At 70.0% G+C, this 16,793-nt stretch carries 13 protein-coding genes; 3 read left to right on the plus strand and 10 right to left on the minus strand.

Annotation, left to right across the window (positions count from 1 at the left end):
- Window positions 1–271 precede the first annotated feature (271 nt).
- Window positions 272–2,158, plus strand: a complete 1,887-nt coding sequence (locus tag AB0J87_RS28505) for an ABC transporter ATP-binding protein (RefSeq protein WP_363969951.1) — start codon at window positions 272–274, stop codon at window positions 2,156–2,158.
- Here the strand turns inward: AB0J87_RS28505 and AB0J87_RS28510 are convergent.
- On the minus strand, window positions 2,130–3,014 hold the full coding sequence (locus tag AB0J87_RS28510; RefSeq protein ID WP_363969953.1) for a sulfotransferase: 885 nt from the start codon (window positions 3,012–3,014) through the stop codon (window positions 2,130–2,132). The genes AB0J87_RS28505 and AB0J87_RS28510 overlap by 29 nt on opposite strands.
- A gap of 58 nt (window positions 3,015–3,072) precedes the next feature.
- Here AB0J87_RS28510 and AB0J87_RS28515 point away from each other — a divergent pair, with 58 nt between their 5' ends.
- Together AB0J87_RS28515 and AB0J87_RS28520 are read left to right on the plus strand one after the other, a co-directional pair.
- Window positions 3,073–3,966, plus strand: a complete 894-nt coding sequence (locus AB0J87_RS28515; RefSeq protein ID WP_363969954.1) for an LD-carboxypeptidase — start codon at window positions 3,073–3,075, stop codon at window positions 3,964–3,966.
- 33 nt (window positions 3,967–3,999) lie between these two features.
- Window positions 4,000–4,869: a hypothetical protein gene (locus AB0J87_RS28520; RefSeq protein WP_363969956.1), complete on the plus strand. Its 870-nt coding sequence runs from the start codon at window positions 4,000–4,002 to the stop codon at window positions 4,867–4,869.
- 34 nt (window positions 4,870–4,903) lie between these two features.
- Here the strand turns inward: AB0J87_RS28520 and AB0J87_RS28525 are convergent, their stop codons facing one another.
- From AB0J87_RS28525 to AB0J87_RS28565, 9 genes are all read right to left on the minus strand, one after another.
- Window positions 4,904–7,201: an excinuclease ABC subunit UvrA gene (locus AB0J87_RS28525; protein WP_350735160.1), complete on the minus strand. Its 2,298-nt coding sequence runs from the start codon at window positions 7,199–7,201 to the stop codon at window positions 4,904–4,906.
- Between the two features lie 111 nt (window positions 7,202–7,312).
- Complete coding sequence (locus tag AB0J87_RS28530) at window positions 7,313–9,895, minus strand: Tat pathway signal sequence domain protein (protein WP_363969958.1); 2,583 nt, start codon at window positions 9,893–9,895, stop codon at window positions 7,313–7,315.
- The gene (locus AB0J87_RS28535) at window positions 9,892–10,512 is read right to left on the minus strand and encodes a rhamnogalacturonan acetylesterase (protein WP_363969960.1); all 621 of its coding nucleotides are present in this window, start codon (window positions 10,510–10,512) and stop codon (window positions 9,892–9,894) included. The genes AB0J87_RS28530 and AB0J87_RS28535 overlap by 4 nt, the downstream gene beginning before the upstream one ends.
- Complete coding sequence (locus AB0J87_RS28540) at window positions 10,509–11,408, minus strand: carbohydrate ABC transporter permease (RefSeq protein ID WP_363969962.1); 900 nt, start codon at window positions 11,406–11,408, stop codon at window positions 10,509–10,511. Before AB0J87_RS28540 ends, AB0J87_RS28535 begins: the two co-directional genes overlap by 4 nt.
- 12 nt (window positions 11,409–11,420) lie before the next feature.
- Entirely contained in the window at window positions 11,421–12,392 is a 972-nt protein-coding gene (locus tag AB0J87_RS28545) for an ABC transporter permease subunit (protein WP_363969964.1), read from the minus strand.
- A gap of 57 nt (window positions 12,393–12,449) precedes the next feature.
- The gene (locus AB0J87_RS28550) at window positions 12,450–13,883 is read right to left on the minus strand and encodes an extracellular solute-binding protein (RefSeq protein WP_363969966.1); all 1,434 of its coding nucleotides are present in this window, start codon (window positions 13,881–13,883) and stop codon (window positions 12,450–12,452) included.
- Between the two features lie 116 nt (window positions 13,884–13,999).
- Window positions 14,000–14,629 carry a DUF624 domain-containing protein gene (locus AB0J87_RS28555; RefSeq protein ID WP_363969968.1) on the minus strand — a complete coding sequence of 210 codons (630 nt, stop codon included), beginning with the start codon at window positions 14,627–14,629 and terminating at the stop codon, window positions 14,000–14,002.
- Between the two features lie 123 nt (window positions 14,630–14,752).
- Window positions 14,753–15,409 (minus strand): DUF1961 family protein, encoded by a 657-nt coding sequence (locus tag AB0J87_RS28560; protein WP_363969970.1) that lies wholly within the window; start codon window positions 15,407–15,409, stop codon window positions 14,753–14,755.
- A 108-nt stretch (window positions 15,410–15,517) separates the two neighbouring features.
- Entirely contained in the window at window positions 15,518–16,537 is a 1,020-nt protein-coding gene (locus tag AB0J87_RS28565; RefSeq protein ID WP_350735145.1) for a LacI family DNA-binding transcriptional regulator, read from the minus strand.
- Window positions 16,538–16,793: the final 256 nt, after the last annotated feature.

Genomic DNA, 16,793 nt, shown 5'->3' on the forward strand with positions numbered 1-16,793 from the left:
CTTCGGGGGCGCGGGGCCCTCACGGGCTCGCCCCGGACGGCCGCCCGCCACCGCTGCCCCATCCGGGCGTCCGAGGCGAACCCAGGGCCGCCTCGCGTCCTCATGCTCCCCGAAGGACGGACGTGGCGACGGCGGCGAGCGCCCTGGTCACGCGGGTGGGCGGTAGGTTGGGAGGGGCGGCGGCGCCGGTGGGTTTTCGCGCTGAGCGGACGGGGGAATCGCCGGGCGCGCCGGCGGTGCTCTCTCCCGTGGAGAAGGAGGGATCCCCCGGATGGCGATGATGGGAGGGGGTTTCGGCCCCAACGTTATGGCGTCCCTGCGGCGCGACGGCTCGGTGACCAAGCAGCGGCTGCGGCCCGGCACCGTGCGGCGCATCGCGCGCTACGCCAAGCCGTACAGGACGCACATTGCCGCGTTCCTGCTGCTCGTCGTGGCGGGCGCGGTCATCGTGATCGCCAACCCGCTGCTGATGAAGGCGATCATCGACGACGGCATCCTGGCCAGGCGGCCGGGCGTCGTGGTCGGGCTGGCGGTGACGATCGGCGCGCTGGCGCTGGTGGACGCCGGGCTGACGCTGGTGCAGCGGTGGTTCTCGGCGCGCATCGGCGAAGGGCTGATCTACGACCTGCGCACCGAGGTGTTCGACCACGTGCAGCGCATGCCGGTGGCGTTCTTCATGCGGGCCCAGACCGGCGCGCTGGTCAGCAGGCTCAACACCGACGTGATCGGCGCGCAGCGGGCGCTGACGAGCACCCTGTCGTCGGTGGTCTCCAACGTGGTCAGCCTGGTCCTGGTGCTGGGCGCGATGCTGGCGCTGTCGTGGCAGGTGACGCTGGTCGCGCTGGTGCTGCTGCCGATCTTCATCGTGCCCGCCAAGTTCGTCGGGCGGCGCATGTCGGCGCTGACGCGCGAGCAGATGCAGCTCGACGCCGAGATGAGCTCCGTGACGACCGAGCGGTTCAACGTGGCGGGCGCCATGGTGGCCAAGCTCTACGGCCGCCCGGAGGACGACGCGGAGGTGTTCGGCCGCAGGGCGGCCCGGGTGCGCGACGTGGGCGTGACGGTCGGCATGTACGGCACCGTCTTCCGGGTCGCGCTCGGGCTCGTCGCCGCGCTGGCCACCGCCCTGGTGTACGGCATCGGCGGCGTCCTGTCCGTGTCCGGCGTCTTCGAGCTGGGCACGCTGGTGGCCCTGACGGCCCTGCTGATGCGCCTGTACGGCCCCCTCACGTCCCTGTCGAACGTGCACGTCGACGTGATGACCGCGCTCGTGAGCTTCGACCGCGTCTTCGAGATCCTCGACCTCAAGCCCATGGTGGCCGAGCGGCCCGGCGCCGTGCCGATCCCCGGCGGGCCGGTCACGATCGAGTTCGACGACGTGCGCTTCCGCTACCCGGCCGCCGAGGAGGTCTCGCTGGCCTCGCTGGAGTCGGTCGCCAGGCAGGACAGCGGCCCGTCGTACCCCGTGCTCAAGGGCATCTCGTTCACGGCCGCGCCGGGCCGGCTGGTCGCCCTGGTCGGCCACTCGGGCGCGGGCAAGACGACCATCACGTCACTGGTGTCCCGCCTGTACGACGTCAACGAGGGCGCGGTCCGCATCAACGGGCTCGACGTGCGCGAAGCCACCCTCGACTCCCTGCGCGACACCGTCGGAGTGGTCATGCAGGACGCTCATCTCTTCCATGACACGATCGGGGCCAACCTCCGCTATGCCAGGCCGGAGGCGAGCGACGAGGAGATCTGGGAGGCTCTCAGGGCCGCGCAGATCGGCGACCTCGTGGAGGGCCTGCCCGAGCGGCTCGACACCGTCGTGGGCGACCGCGGCTACCGGCTGTCGGGCGGCGAGAAGCAGCGCCTCGCGCTGGCCCGGCTGCTGCTCAAGGCGCCGCGCGTGGTCGTGCTCGACGAGGCCACCGCCCACCTCGACTCGGAGTCCGAGGCGGCCGTGCAGGTGGCGCTGAAGACCGCGCTGGAGGGCCGCACCTCGCTGGTGATCGCGCACCGGCTCTCGACGATCAGGGAGGCCGACGAGATCCTGGTGATCCACGAGGGCCGCATCGCCGAGCGGGGCCGCCACGAGGAGCTGCTGGAGCGCGGCGGGCTCTACGCCGAGCTCTACCGCACCCAGTTCACCTCTTCAGGTAGCCCAGCCGGTTGAGCTCCTCCCTGGCCACCTTCTCCACCAGCTCCAGATCGGGCCCCCGGAGCTTGGCGCGCCAGGCGCCGACCCTGGGGACGCCGGTGTCGTACAGGACGACCTTGGACACCCGCGTCTCCAGGAACTCCGCGAGCGTGGCGACCGACGGCGCCGGCTTGTGCACCAGCTCCTCGTAGCGCAGCGTCAGGAGCTGCTCCTCGGGCAGCGTCCTGCGCAGCTCGGCGCTCATGCGCACGGCGCTGCGCCAGCGCAGGGCGCTCTTGCCCGCCGCCGGCATGCCCTTCCAGCGCTCGAGGTGCTCGTCCTTGTTGACGCCCAGGAACGGGTTGGGGAACTCGGTCTGCTCCGTCAGCATGGCCGGCTTGAACCAGGCCAGGCACGCGGGGTCGTCGAGCATGCTGGCGACCACGTCCCTGCCGTCGCGGATGAGCTGCACGAACCGCGCGTCGGGGAACGCCTGGAGCAGCACCGGGGCGCTGTAGAGCAGGTCGGGGCTGCCGTCGCCGAACCTGGTGATGTCGCCGGCCGAGACACAGGGACCGGTCCCTGTGACACCGCCCGCCTCGCGGCACGACACGGCGCACTGGCCGCACGACCGGGGCAGCACCTGCCACGACTCTGCGAGCGCGTCGCGCATGACGCGCACGGCGCCGGAGGTCTGGCCGATGGACGGCTTGCGGGCGAAGGCGTACACCACGTGCGCCACACTCGCGCGGCCCATGGTCACATGGAAGCCGGGGGATCGTTTCAGGGCGCGGGCCAGCAGGTCCGTACCGGAATGCGGCGCTCCGATCAGGAAGACCGGCCGGCGGACCTTGATGCCGTTGACCACGAGGATGTGGGGCGGAAGTCGCATACGAGAGGTAAGTGTGACACCGTTTGCCACGTGTACGAGCCAAACGAGGAGTTGATCCATGCGACCCGGTGACACCGTCGCCGTCGTCTCACCGTCGGGGCCGCCCAGCGCGGTGCTGCTGAGGCGTGGCGTGGAGCGACTGGAGGGCCTCGGGCTGAAGGTGGTGGTGGGCGCGCACGCGCTCGACCGTCAGCCGCTCGACTACCTGGCGGGCGACGACGCCGCCCGGGCCGCCGACCTGCAGTCCGCCTGGTGCGACCCGGCCGTCTCCGCGGTGTTCTGCTGCCGCGGCGGGTACGGCGCCGCCCGGCTCCTCGACCTGCTCGACTGGGACGCCATGCGGGCCGCCGGCCCCAAGGTCCTGCTGGGGTCGAGCGACATCACGGCGCTGCACAACGCGTTCGCCATCGAGCTGGGCGTGCCCACGCTGCACGGGCCGATGGCGGCCTGCGACGTGCTGGCCGCCGAGGAGGGGCCCGAGCCGCGCACGTGGGACAGCCTGCGGGCGGCGCTGTTCGGGGCGCCCCAGAGCGTCCGGGGCGAGCGGGTGCTGGTGCCGGGGCGGGCCGAGGGGGTGCTGGCCGGGGGCAACCTGTCGTTGCTGGCCTCGATGTGCGGGACCCGGTGGCAGCCGTCGTTCGCGGGCAGGATCGCGTTCCTGGAGGACATCGGGGAGGAGCCGTACCGGATCGACCGCATGCTCACCCAGCTCCTGCAGGCGGGGGCGTTCGACGGGGTGCGCGGGATCGCGCTCGGCTCGTGGGTCGACTGCGGTGACCCGTACGCGGTGCTCGAGGACCGGCTCGGGAGGCTCGGAGTGCCCGTCCTGGCAGGGCTTCCGGTGGGGCACGGGTCACCCCAGATGAGTGTGTGGCTGGGGAGACTTGGGGTTATCGATACCGAATCGTGCTCGCTAGCGGGCATCGTCAGTGATGAGGGGCAGGCAAGGTAGGAGGGACGAATCCGACAGAAAGGGACACGGCGCGTGAGCTTGTTCAAGCGTGACCGCCGGCCCTCGCGCCGGCCGGTCGAGGATGTCGACCTGGACTCGCTGCTCTCGCTCGTCGCGGAATCCCTCGGATACTCCTTCGAGTTCGCCAAGGACGGCGGCTCCGTGACGCTCAGAGGCGACATGGAGCTGGTCGTCAGGCTCACCGGACTGCGCCGCGAGGCGGGCCGCCGGGCCAGGGAGGACTGGCCCATGCTGGTCTCCGAGCACCTCGCGCACGCCGTGGCCACCGCGGGCGAGCGGCTGGACGTGTGCGACCTAAAACAGGCCCGCCCGCTGCTGCGCACCCGCGTGGACGCCGTGGACGCGGTGCCCGACCTGACCCGCGTGGTGGGCCGCCACCTCAACGCCGACCTGGTGGAGCTGCTCTTCGCGGGCTCCCGGCCGGTGCGGCCCGAGCAGGCCGGGTGCTGGCCCGTGGCCGCCGCGAAGGCGATCGACCTGGCCGTCTCCAACGTCCGCCGCGAGGAGCGGCTGGAGGTGGAGACGATCCTGCTGTCCGGCACGCCGGTGACGCGGCTGACCGCCATGACCCCGGCGGCCGCCACGCACCTGCGGTGGCTGGGCGACTACCTCCCCGTGCCCTCCGACGGGGTGCTCGTGGTGCTGCCCGATCCGTACACGCTGCTCGTGCACCCGGTGGACGGGATCGGCGTGGTACGCGCCATCGAGCGGCTGCGGGTGCACGCGGCGCGCACGGACGGGCTGAGCTCGCAGGTCTACTGGTGGCACGAGGAGCGGCTGACGCTCATCAGGGCCGACATCGTCACCCAGGACGGGCAGACCAGGCTCGTGGTGGCGCCGCCGCCGGAGTTCGCCCGCGTCCTGGCCCGCCTGGCCGTCTGAAGGGCCTGGGGCGGGCTCCAGGAGCGCGGAACGGTCAGGTCCTGCTCACGTAGTCGCGCAGGTGGATCGCGGTGAGCGAGGTGCCGTCGGCGACCAGCTCGCCGGGGGTGCCGGAGAAGACGACCTGGCCGCCGTCGTGACCGGCCCCGGGGCCGATGTCGATGATCCAGTCGGCGTGCGCCATGACGGCCTGGTGGTGCTCGATCACGATGACCGTGTTGCCGTCCTCCACCAGGCGGTCGAGCAGGGCCAGGAGCTGGTCCACGTCGGCCAGGTGCAGGCCCGTGGTGGGCTCGTCCAGCACGTACGTGGTGCCGCTCTTGGCCATGTTGATGGCCAGCTTGAGCCGCTGCCGCTCGCCGCCCGACAGCGTGGTGAGCGGCTGGCCCAGGCCCACGTAGCCGAGCCCGACGGCCACCAGGCGGTCGAGGATCGTGCGGGCCTGCCGCTCGGTCAGGAAGTCGCGGGCCTCGGCCACCGGCATGTCGAGCACCTCGCCGATGTTCTTGCCGCGCAGCGTGTACGTCAGCACCTCCGGCGTGAACCGCCGGCCCTCGCACTCCTCGCACACCGACGCCACGCCGGCCATCATGGCCAGGTCGGTGTAGATCAGGCCGATGCCCTTGCAGGCCGGGCAGGCGCCCTCGGAGTTGGCGCTGAACAGGCCGGGCTTGACGCCGTTGGCCTTGGCGAACGCGGCGCGGATCGGGTCGAGCAGACCGGTGTAGGTGGCCGGGTTGCTCCGGCGCGAGCCGCGGATCGGCGACTGGTCGGCCACCACCACGCCCTCGCGCCCGGCGATGTAGCCGTGGATGAGGGAGCTCTTGCCCGACCCGGCCACGCCGGTGACCACGGTCAGCACGCCGAGCGGGACCTCCACGCTCACGTCCTTGAGGTTGTGCAGCGTGGCGCCCGTGATCGACAGGTGGCCGGCCGGCTTGCGGACGTCGTCGCGCAGGCGTACCCGGTGGTCGAGGTAGCGGCCGGTCAGCGTGCCGGAGGCGCGCAGCCCGTCGAGGTCGCCGTCATAGCACAGGCTCCCGCCCGCCGTGCCCGCGCCGGGGCCGAGGTCCACCACGTGGTCGGCGATGGCGATCGTCTCCGGCTTGTGCTCGACGACGAGCACCGTGTTGCCCTTGTCGCGCAGCTGGAGCAGCAGGTTGTTCATGCGCTGGATGTCGTGCGGGTGCAGCCCGGCCGTGGGCTCGTCGAAGACGTACGTGACGTCGGTCAGGCTGGAGTTGAGGTGGCGCACCATCTTGACCCGCTGCGCCTCGCCGCCGGACAGCGTGGACGACTCGCGGTCGAGGCTCAGGTAGCCCAGGCCGATCTCGACGAGGGATTCGAGTGTCGAGCGCAGCCCGTCCAGCACCGGGCCCACGGCGGGGTTGCCGATCCCGCGGACGAAGTCGGCCAGGTCGTTGATCTGCATGGCCGCGCACTCGGCGATGTTGCGGCCGGCGATCCGGGCGGACCGGGCGGCCTCGTTCAGCCGGGAGCCGCCGCAGGACGGGCAGAGGGTGAGCTTGAGCGCCCGGTCGGCGAACGCCCGCGCCGAGGGCTGCATCGACTCCCGGTCCTTGCCCAGCAGGGTCCGCCTGACCTTGCCGGCCAGGCCCTCGTAGGTGAAGTTGTTGGTGCCGTACTTGAGCTTGGTGGGGGGCTTGTGCAGGAAGTCCTCCCACTGCTCGGGCGTGAAGTCCTTCAGCTTGACGGCCGGGTCGAACAGCCCGGACCCCGCGATGACCTGCCACTGCCAGCTGTCCACCGGGTATCCCGGGACCTTGATCGCCCCGTCGTTGAGCGACAGCTCGCGGTCGACCAGAGCGTCGACGTCGATGGTGGACGCCTTGCCCAGCCCTTCGCACTCGGGGCACATGCCCTCGGCCAGGTTGAAGCTGAAGGCGCCGGCCCCGCCGACGTGGGGCTCGCCGATGCGGCTGAACATGATCCGCAGCATCGTGTGCGCGTCGGTGGCCGTGCCCACGGTGGAGCGGGCGTTGGCGCCCATCCGCTCCTGGTCGACGATGATGGCCGCGCTCAGGTTGTGCAGCGCGTCCACGTCGGGGCGGGCCAGGCTCGGCATGAACGACTGGATGAACGACGTGTACGTCTCGTCGATCAGCCGGCGCGACTCCGCGGCGATCGTGTCGAAGACGAGCGACGACTTTCCGGAGCCGGACACCCCGGTGAAGACGGTGAGGCGGCGCTTGGGGAGGTCGAGGGAGACGCCCTTGAGGTTGTTCTCCCGCGCGCCGCGGACCTGGATGAGGTCGTGGCTGTCGGCGGCGGTGTGATCGCGGTGAACGGCGCTGGCCTGGCTGGAAACCACGGAACCCTTCCATCTTGGGATTTGTTGCCATAGGGGAAAGCCGGGACAGCGTACAGCGCCGCCCCGACATTTCCGGGTTCCGTACAGCGTACCGTACGTCATACGGTACGGTTATGATCCCTTCAGCTGCGCTCCGATCAGGGCGAGGTTGTGGATGGCGGCCAGTCCGTACTGGGCGGCGCCGTTGGTGCTGACGAAGGCCGCCTCGTGCACCGGGGACAGCACGTGCGGCCCGTCCACCAGGTTCAGGCGCCAGTCCTTCTCCCGCTGCATCGGGTTGCTGTTGAGCTGGTCCCCCTCGTCCAGGGCGAACTTGCGCCACGCCCAGGCGGCCAGGCCGGCGTCGCCCGTGCGGGCGGCCGCGTACGCGGTGAGCCTGCTGTGCGCCTGGATCAGCGAGATCCCGCTCAGCCGCTCCCCCACCTCCGCCTCCTGCTGCTCGGGCGGCGCCAGGTAGAGGCGGCAGTACTGCAGCCACGCCTGCTCGAACCCGGGCACGTCCAGGTCCAGCCCGATCAGCTCGGCGCACATCTCCGGCAGCCCGAACAGCGACGACAGGTGCGAGACGGAGATCTTGTCCCGGGAGGTGTCGAACCGCCCGGTCGCCAGGTCCAGCCGGGCCTCGCCGGTCAGGAAGCCGTTCGGCAGCGCGCCGATGTCGGCCATCGTGCCCAGCAACCGGTCTCTGGCCCGCTCGTCGCCGTAGCGCTCCCACCGGGTCAGCCACGCGGCCGCGAGCGATCCCCAGTCGGTGCCGAGGCCGACCGACAGCGCCGACGGGTCCGGCGTGTAGACGTCCTCGCGCACCTTGCGCTGGGGGTCGATGACGGTGAACGTCGCCTCGGGGACGCTCAGCTCGTCCATCAGGTCGCCCGTGCGCTCGTCGGCGGTCAGGTAGAAGTAGAAGCGGCGGTAGGCGGCGTTGGAGATGCGCAGCTGCTTGCAGCTGCACCCCCAGTGCTGCACGTTGTGCCTGCTGCCCAGGCCCTTCCAGCGGCCCGCGTGATAGACGTCGACCTCGCCGGTGTGGCGGGTCATCGACTCGGCGAAGCGGAAGACGTCCGGCCGGCCCGTGCGCAGGTACTGCAGCCACAGCCACAGGTCGGGCGAGAGCTCGGAGTTGTCCCAGGCGTAGCCGCCCACGTCGTAGCGCCAGGTGTGGCGGTCCGGGTCGTAGGTGTGCATGACGTCGCCGTAGTCCCAGAACCCGTACCACCTGCGCTGCTCGCGCTCGCGCACGTACAGGTCGAACAGGAAGTCCAGCCGGTCCTCGATCTCGGCGTGGGCCGGCGTCGAGCGGTCCGGCAGCTCCCAGACACCGAAGACGCCCGCCTCGCGCATCCGCTCGGGGGACACGGCCAGCAGCCCCGGCTGGTTCATCGCGGTCGCGTGCCGGGACAGGTCCTGCGCGGACGGCGTGGCCTCGTAGGCGCGCAGGGTCAGCTCGTGCGTGCGCGCCACGCCGTGGGCGTCGCCGAAGCCGGGCTCGTAGTCCTCGTAGGTGACCTCCAGGCCCTCGAGCTGCTCGGCGAAGGTGTCCTGGCCCATGCCGTCGTGGTAGAAGCGCAGGTCCATGGCGGGCGCGGACGGCGACCACAGCCAGGCGGTCACGGTGGCCAGGTCGGTGGCCGCGTTCCTGACGTCGAGGCGAGTGGGGTGCAGGCGCCAGAAGTCGCGCAGCCCGAAGCCGAGGCCGCCGCCGGCGCCGCCGACGTAGCCGTAGCCGGCCGAGCGGGTGCCGGAGGGGATCGTCACCCAGGAGTGGCCCTCGGCGGTGCGCTTGCGCAGCGTGAAGCCGTCGGCGGAGCCCTGGTCGAGGGTGTAGTCGTTCCAGGTGGGGATGAGGTGCAACCGGTTGGCGACCTCGGGGGCGATCTCGCCGACCGGCCGGCCCTCGACCTGCGCCCGCCGTACGGACTCGCCGGGGTCGCGGCGCAGGCCGGTCAGCCCGCGCACGGCCTCGGTGAGGAAGCCGCCGCTGCCGGCCAGACGCACGTGCCGGTCGTGCGGCTCGTCCCGCATGACCACGTCGGCGCTCAGCCCGAGCCCGGCCAGGAAGTCGCGCTCGGGGTCGCCGTCCCAGACGAACGTGTGCATGATCCGCACCTGCTCGGCGCCCGCGTGGAAGTACAGGCGCACGGTGAACGGCAGCCAGTCGCCGTGCCGGCCCTCCAGCCGGACGACCGCGCGCACGGGCCCGTCCTGCTCGACCGTGACCGTCTCGACCTGCCCCGTGGCCCGCGTACGGGCCACCGCGCCGCCGTCGTCCGGCGTGGGCTCGCTCTGGCGGAGGCTGACCAGGCGCACGTCCCTGGCGATCTCGCGGCTCCCGCGCGAGATCGAGCGGGCCAGCGTGCCGCCGGACTCCTCGATCGTCCAGGTGACCACGCCGGTGCTCACGGTCAGCACGCCGTCCCGGCGGGCCACGGTGACGGGAGTGGCGGCCGCGGCGGGCTCGCGTCCGGCCTCGATCCGGTACGACAGCTCCGCGGGCCGCGCGCCGATCGCGTGGGCCGACCACTTGACCGAGCCGTCGGGCCAGGTGGCGGTCACCCAGCTCTGCACGGGCACCTCGCGGCCCTCCGGGTCGGCCAGCGCGAACGGCGCATCCCGCTCGACCGCGCCGCGCGGCCACGGAACCCCCCAGGTCACCCCCTGCTCCCCCGGTCGGTCCAGCCAGCGAAGTGCCGTCATCGGATCTCCTTCAGTCGTTCGGCGACGATCGCGGCCACCTCGTCGGCGCCGCGGAAGCTGAAGTGGGTGTCGTCGGCCACCCCGTCGGGGTAGAGCGGGTGCTCCCCCGGCTTGAAGTGCGTGAACAGGCTCCTGGAGCCGTCGGGGCCGAGCCGTTCGTACAGCTCGGTGGTGGCGGCGGTCAGGTCGATCAGCGGCACGTCCTCGGCGGCGGCCAGCGCCCGCACCCGGTCGGGGCGGTCGCCGTGCGTGGGCACCAGCCGGTCCCCGCCGAACCGGCGCCGCTGCACCGGCGTGCACAGCACCGCCGAGGCCCCCGCCCCGCGCGCCTCCTCGACGAAGGCGCGCAGGTTGTCCTGGTACGGGATCGCGGGATCCTTCTGGTCGTTGTGCCCGAACTGGATCACGACCACGTCTCCGGGCACGACCTCGCGCAGCAGCGCCGCCCACAGCCCTTCGGCCCGGTGGCTGGCCGTGGTGGCGCCGCCCTTGGCGAAGTTGCGCACGGGCTCACCCGCGTACGCGCCGAGCTGCGCCCCCCACCCGGACATGGGCGCCTCCCAGGCCGGGCACGAGGCGACCGTCGAGTCACCGGCCAGGAGGATGGCGCGACTCACTCCTTGACGCCCCCGATCAGGACGCCCTTCGCGAAGTGCTTCTGCAGGAACGGATAGAAGAGCAGGATCGGCAGCGTCGCGATCACCACGACCGCGAACTTCAGGCCCTGCTCCGGCGGCACGAACGTCCTGTCCATGTTCGCCAGCGCGTCGGCCTGGTCGGCGCTGGTCAGCTGGCGCACCAGGATCTGCAGCGTCCATTTGCTGGGGTCGCTGATGTACAGCAGCGGCGACATGTAGTCGTTCCAGATGCTCACCGCGTAGAACAGCGCGAAGGTCGCGATGATCGGCTTCGACAGCGGCAGAACGATCTTGAAGAAGACGCCCATCTCGTTGCAGCCGTCGATGCGCGCCGCCTCCTCCAGCGCCTGCGGCAGCTCCTGGAAGAAGCTCTTCACGATGATCAGATAGAACGGGTTGATCGCCAGCGGCAGGATCAGCGCCCAGTAGCTGTCCAGCAGCCCCATGTCGCGCACCACCAGGTAGGTGGGGATCATGCCGCCGGAGAAGACCAGCGTGAAGATCACCAGGTTGAGCACCAGCGTCCGGCCCGGCAGGTACCGCTTGGCCAGCGGATACGCCATGGTGAACGTCAGCACCAGCTGCACCACCGTGCCGACCGCCGTCACGACGATGGTCGTGAGCAGGGCGCGGACGAAGGTGGGGGTGGAGAAGATGAACGTGTACGTGTCCGTGATGAACTTCTCCGGCCACAGGAAGAACGGCCGCGCGGAGATCTCCGACTCGCTCGCGAAGGACCCCGCCAGCACGTACAGCAGCGGCAGCACCGTGACCAGCGCCAGGCCGACGAGCACGGCGACGTTGATCACGTCGAACACTCGGCTGGCCACGGTGCTGTACTCGGTGTTCAGCTTCTTGTGCTTCATGCTGTTCATATCCAGGGCCCCCTAGAGCAGTCCACGCTGGCCGAGGCGCTTGGCCAGCCAGTTGGAGCCGAAGATCAGGATGCAGCCGACGACGCCCTTGAACAGGCCGACGGCGGTGGAGTAGCTGATGGCGCCCTGGGTGATACCGGTGTAGTAGACGTAGGTGTCGAACACGTCCGCCACAGAGCGGTTCAGCGAGGTGGTCATGAGCCAGATCTGCTCGAAGCCCGTGTCGAGCAGGTTGCCCGAAGTGAGGATGGCCATGACGACGATCGTCGGGCGGATCGCGGGCAGCGTGACGTGCCAGAGCTGGCGGAAGCGGCTGGCGCCGTCCATGCGTGCCGCCTCGTACAACTGCGGGTCCACACCGGCCAGCGCGGCCAGGTAGATGATCGTGCCCCAGCCGGTCAGCTTCCACATCTGCTGCAGGATGATCAGCGGCCGGAACCACTCCTCCTGCGCGACATAGTCGATCTTCGCGGTGTCGCCGAGTATGTCGCGGATCCATCCGGAGAGCACCCCGTAATCCGCGGAGAACAGCAGATACGTCAGCGACGCGACGATCGTCCAGGACAGGAAGTGCGGGATGTACATCACCGACTGGACCCAACGCTTGAGCACGTTGATCCGCAGCTCGTTCAGCAGCAGCGCGACGATGATCGGCGCGGGGAAGATGAAGACCACGGTCAGGAGCGCCAGGAACAGCGTGTTGAACATCAGCCGGCCGAAGTCCGGCCCGGTGAACAGATCCTGGAAGTGCTGGAAGCCCACCCAGGGGCTGCCGGAGTAGCCGAGGAACGGCAGGAAGTCCTGGAAGGCGATGGTGATGCCGTACATCGGCAGGTACTTGAAGAGCGCGAAGTAGACGACGCCCGGAAGGAGCATCAGGTAGAGCCAGCGATAGCGCGCCAGGGCGGCGCCCAATCCCGGCCTCCGGCGTCGGCCGGGCTTGCTCGCCGCCCTCGCGGGAGGCGGCGCCAGGTCGGTGGCCACAGCGGCCTCCTTTCATGTGAGGGGCCCGGGCACGGCGGCCCGGGCCCCTCAGGCGGATCAGTTGGTGCCGAGCTTGGAGACCAGGTCGTTGATCTCGGTGGCGACCTGCGTGCCGCCGGCGTCGTACCAGCGCTTGATCTCGCCCTTCAGCTGCTCTTCGGTCATCTCACCGGAGAGGTACTTGATCCGGGCGTCGGGGATGATGTCGTCGAGCTGTGCGCCCTTGGCGACCTTGGTGGGTGAGACCACGGCCAGCGCCGGGTTGAACACGGCCGTCTTGAGGTCCTCGTTCATCAGGTCGAAGCCCAGCTTGATGATGTCCTTGTACGGCTGGCCGGACGGCGTGCGCGCGTAGGCGAGGCCGCCGTACGTCGTGTCGCCCTTGAAGCCGAGCTGGGTGAAGGCCTGGTCGACGTTGTCCTGGACGACCCTGACCGCGGGGTCGGTCTCGTTGATCAGCGCGGCGGTGTCACCGTCGGCCTTGAAGTTGCGCCCCTCGATGCCGTTCTGGACCAGGACCTGGCCCTCCTTCGACCCCAGCTTGTCCAGGACCTTCAGCACGTTGTCGAGGTCCTGGTCGGTACGCACGCTCTGCTTGGAGATCGCGATGGCGTCGTTGTAGCCGGTGAACGGCAGGGAGAACTTCTTGCCGTCGGCGCGCTTGAGGTTGCCGACCATGGCGACCTTGTCGCCGTAGTCCTTGTCGCCGGCATCCCTGAACTTGTCGAGCAGCGCCCTGGAGCGGACGTTCACGTCGATGATGATGCCGCCCTTGCCCTGGAAGAACGGATCGTCCCACTTGGCCGTGTCGTAGCTGGCGAAGTCCGGGTTGACCAGGCCCTCGTCGATCATCTTCTTCAGGAACTTGTTGGCCTCGAGGAACTCGGGGGTGTCGAAGCCGGGGACCAGCTTGCCGTCGCGCTCACCCCACTCGTTCGGGGCGCCGAACCAGGTCTCGAGCGTGTCATAGGGGCTGGAGCTGGCGTACTTGCCCGGCCACTTCGGGATGATCAGGCCGTAGGTGTCCTTCTTGCCGTTGCCGTCGGGGTCCTTCTCGGTGAACGCCTTGGCGATGGTGTAGAGGTCGTCGACGGTCTCGGGCAGCTTCAGGTCGAGCTTCTCCAGCCAGTCCTTGCGGATCATGACCGCCGAACGCAGCATGGGCCGCATCCGGGGAATGGAGTACGACTTGCCGTTGATGGAGGCGTTGAGCACGCGGCGCTCGTCCGTCGGCTTCAGGTTCGGGTACTTGTCCAGCTTGTCGGTCAAGTCCCAGAACGCCCCGGCCTGTGCGGCCTTGACGAACGCCGGACCGTGCGGGTCCACGACGATGAGCTGCGGCACGTTGCCCGAAGCCAGCGTGACGTTGACCTTGTCGGCATACTCGGCGTTGGGAACCCAGTTGATCTTGAGCTTCTTGCCGAGGAACTTCTCGACCGCCTGCTGCATCTCGCCCTTCGGGTCGGGCGCGGCGCCGAACAGCTTGGTCATGATGGTCAGCGTGTTCGGATCGCCGGCGGGCGCGTCACCGCCCGAGCAGGCCGAGGCGGTGAGTGCAGCCGTGAGCGTTAACACACCGGCCAGAAGCCGGCGACGACGGGATGCGCTCATGAGTTCCCTTTCGAATGCAGATGCGCCTCGTTCTCCGCGAAGAAGCGCTGGCAGAGCCACGTGTTGAGATAGATCCACGCGCCGAAGCTGATCACCGGCGCGAGGATGGGCGCCGCCGAGGTCGCGTAGGCGATGGCTGATAGCGCTAGCAGCAACAGCACGGACGAGGCCGGGCGCAGGAGCGCTAGCTGCGCCGCCTTGGGCCAGTAGGCCCGTAGCGGCAGATCGTAGTGCGCGTACAGCGGTCCCACGTACGCCCCCACACCGGCGAGTGCGATGAGCGCCACGAAGGTCGCGATCCGCAACGCTCCCATGCTGGGCCCGAGAGCGGAGAGGTAAAGATAGTTGCCGACCAGGACGGTGGCCAGCGCCGCCACGGGCAGGACCAGCAGCGAGGCCCGGGCGAACTCCCGTCGGTAGACGGTCCAGAATTCGGCCCAGCCATGAAACGATTCATTACGAGTCCGCCGCCGAGCCAGCGTGTACGCGGCGACAGTGGCGGGCCCGAGCCCGCCGATCACGCCTCCAGCGAGCGTGAAGACGATCCACATCAGGTTGAGCTGGACCGCCCAGATGAGCTCTGAGCAGGCAGCTTGAAGCCTGATAGACATGGCGGGATGGTTCATCCGGCACCACCTCTCGTGGCATGTGCACGGATTCGGGGGTGGGGTTGTTGCACCGCGATTCCTGCCCCGTTACAAGCCAGTGAACGGCGGTTGGTGCGAAATTAGTGTTGAATCGACTCAAAGTCAATGACGAGATACCCGGAGATTTGCGTACTCTCCGATCAGCGGGGCCATCTGCCGGAACCCGACCTTGCCTCCGGCCAGGGCGGGACCGCCGATCGAGCCGTCGTCCGCCCAGCGGAACGAGACCAAATCGTTGACCGAGAACGTGACCGTCCCGGCCCTGACCTCGAGGCGCATCGCGTACGGGCCCTCGGCGTCCAGCACCGCCGGCAGCGGGTCGGGACCCTGCGCGACCAGGTGGAACCCGTGGCTCTTGCGCAGGTTGCAGGTGTGCAGGGCGCGTTCGGAGGCCCACATCCGGCGGAAATAGGAGACGTGGTAGGCGTCGATGTCGCCATGGTGGTACTGGTCGTACGGGCCGGTGCGGGTGGCCAGGCCCGGGTCGAACAGGTCCTCGCCGTTCCTGCCGCGGGCATGGAAGAACATGATGGCCAGGCCGGGTTCGCGGACGGGCCAGAAGTCCCATTCGATCCGCACGTCGGCGGGGAACTCCTCGGGACACCAGAGCACCAGGTTGGCCGCCTGGCCGTCCGAAGGCGGCCTGAGGCTCTCCAGGCGCAGGCGTCCCTGAGGGAAGGAGGTGGCGCCGTCCCCCTCCAGGCGGAATCCTGCCAGGTCATCGGGGGTGGCCAGCGGGTTGCTGTAGAGCTCGGTCAAGGGGGCTCCTTCAAGGGGTCGCTCGGCTCGCCGGGAACGTGCGCACGCCGAACGGAGCCGGCGGGCGCGCGGCCGCCGGCGATGAAACGGTTCATGGACGCGCCGGGGTCAGGAGCGCCGATCGAACGCGCTCGACTCCCGGATCACCAGGTCGGGCTGGAAGATGACCTGCCGGTGCCGATGCTGCTCCGGGTCGGCGACCTCTTCGAGCAGCAGGTCGATCGCCGTACGTCCGAGCAGCTCACGGGGCTGCCGGATCGAGGAGAGGGGCACCGCGGCGGCCGCGGCGAAGTCGATGTCGTCGTACCCGATGATGGCCAGATCCTCGGGCACGCGCAGTCCGTGCGTGGCCATCGCCTGTAAGAAGCCCAGCGCCATCATGTCGTTCGCGCAGAACGCCGCCGTCGGCCGCTCGTCGGCGGGCAGCGCCGCGACGCGCTCCCCGACGGCCCGGCCCTCCGCGACGGTCAGCGTGGGAGCGGTGGAGGTCAGCAGCTCGACCGCGCCGTCGGCCGCGGCCACGGCGCTGCTGATGCCCGCGTGCCGGTCGGCCACCTGTCTTATGGACGTCGGCCCGCCGACGAACATGATCCGCCGGTGCCCCCGCTCGATCAGGTGGGCGCCGGCGATCTGGCCGCCGAGCCGGTCGTCGACCGCCACCGAGCACTGCAGGCCGGTCGCGGGGCTGTCGACCAGCACCACGGGCGTGCCGCGGGCGGCCAGCTCCTCCAGCCAGGGGCTCTCCATCTCCACCGGGGTGATCAGTATGCCCATGACGCGCTGCTGTTCGAGCTGGTCGAGGTGGCGGCGCTCGCGGCCGGGGTCGCCGGCGCTGTTGCAGAGCACCACCATCGAGTCGTGGTCGTCGGCCACCGACTCGGCGCCCTGGGCCACGTCCACGAAGAACGGGTTGGAGACGTCGAGCACGACGAGGCCGACCGTGCGGCTACGGCCCACCCGCAGGTGGCGAGCCACCTCATTGCGGACGAAGCCCAGTTTCTTGATCGCTTCGAAGACGCGTTCGCGTGTGGCGGGGGACACGATCTCCGGGCGGTTGAGCACATTGCTCACCGTGCCCACCGAGACGCGCGCCAGCTGCGCGACCTCCTTGATGTTCCTGGTCGCCATCGATCCTCACGAGGCCGTGCTGCTTGAAATGCATAATCCACTACTTGGCGGTGGTCCACTGGACGCGGCCCACCGAAGGTGCTGCGGCGGGCCGCTTTGAAGCGGTCCACCGTGGATGCGCCCTACCGCTACCTGCGGCGATCCGCTGGACGCGGTACGCCGTGGGCGCAGGGACAACGGATGGACCGCCGATGACGGTCCTCCGCGAACTCTCGCATCATAGCGGCATTCAAGATTCTTTTGAATCGTCTCAAAC

The organism is Nonomuraea sp. NPDC049625 (assembly GCF_040675285.1).
Classification (GTDB): Bacteria; Actinomycetota; Actinomycetes; order Streptosporangiales; family Streptosporangiaceae; genus Nonomuraea; species Nonomuraea angiospora_A.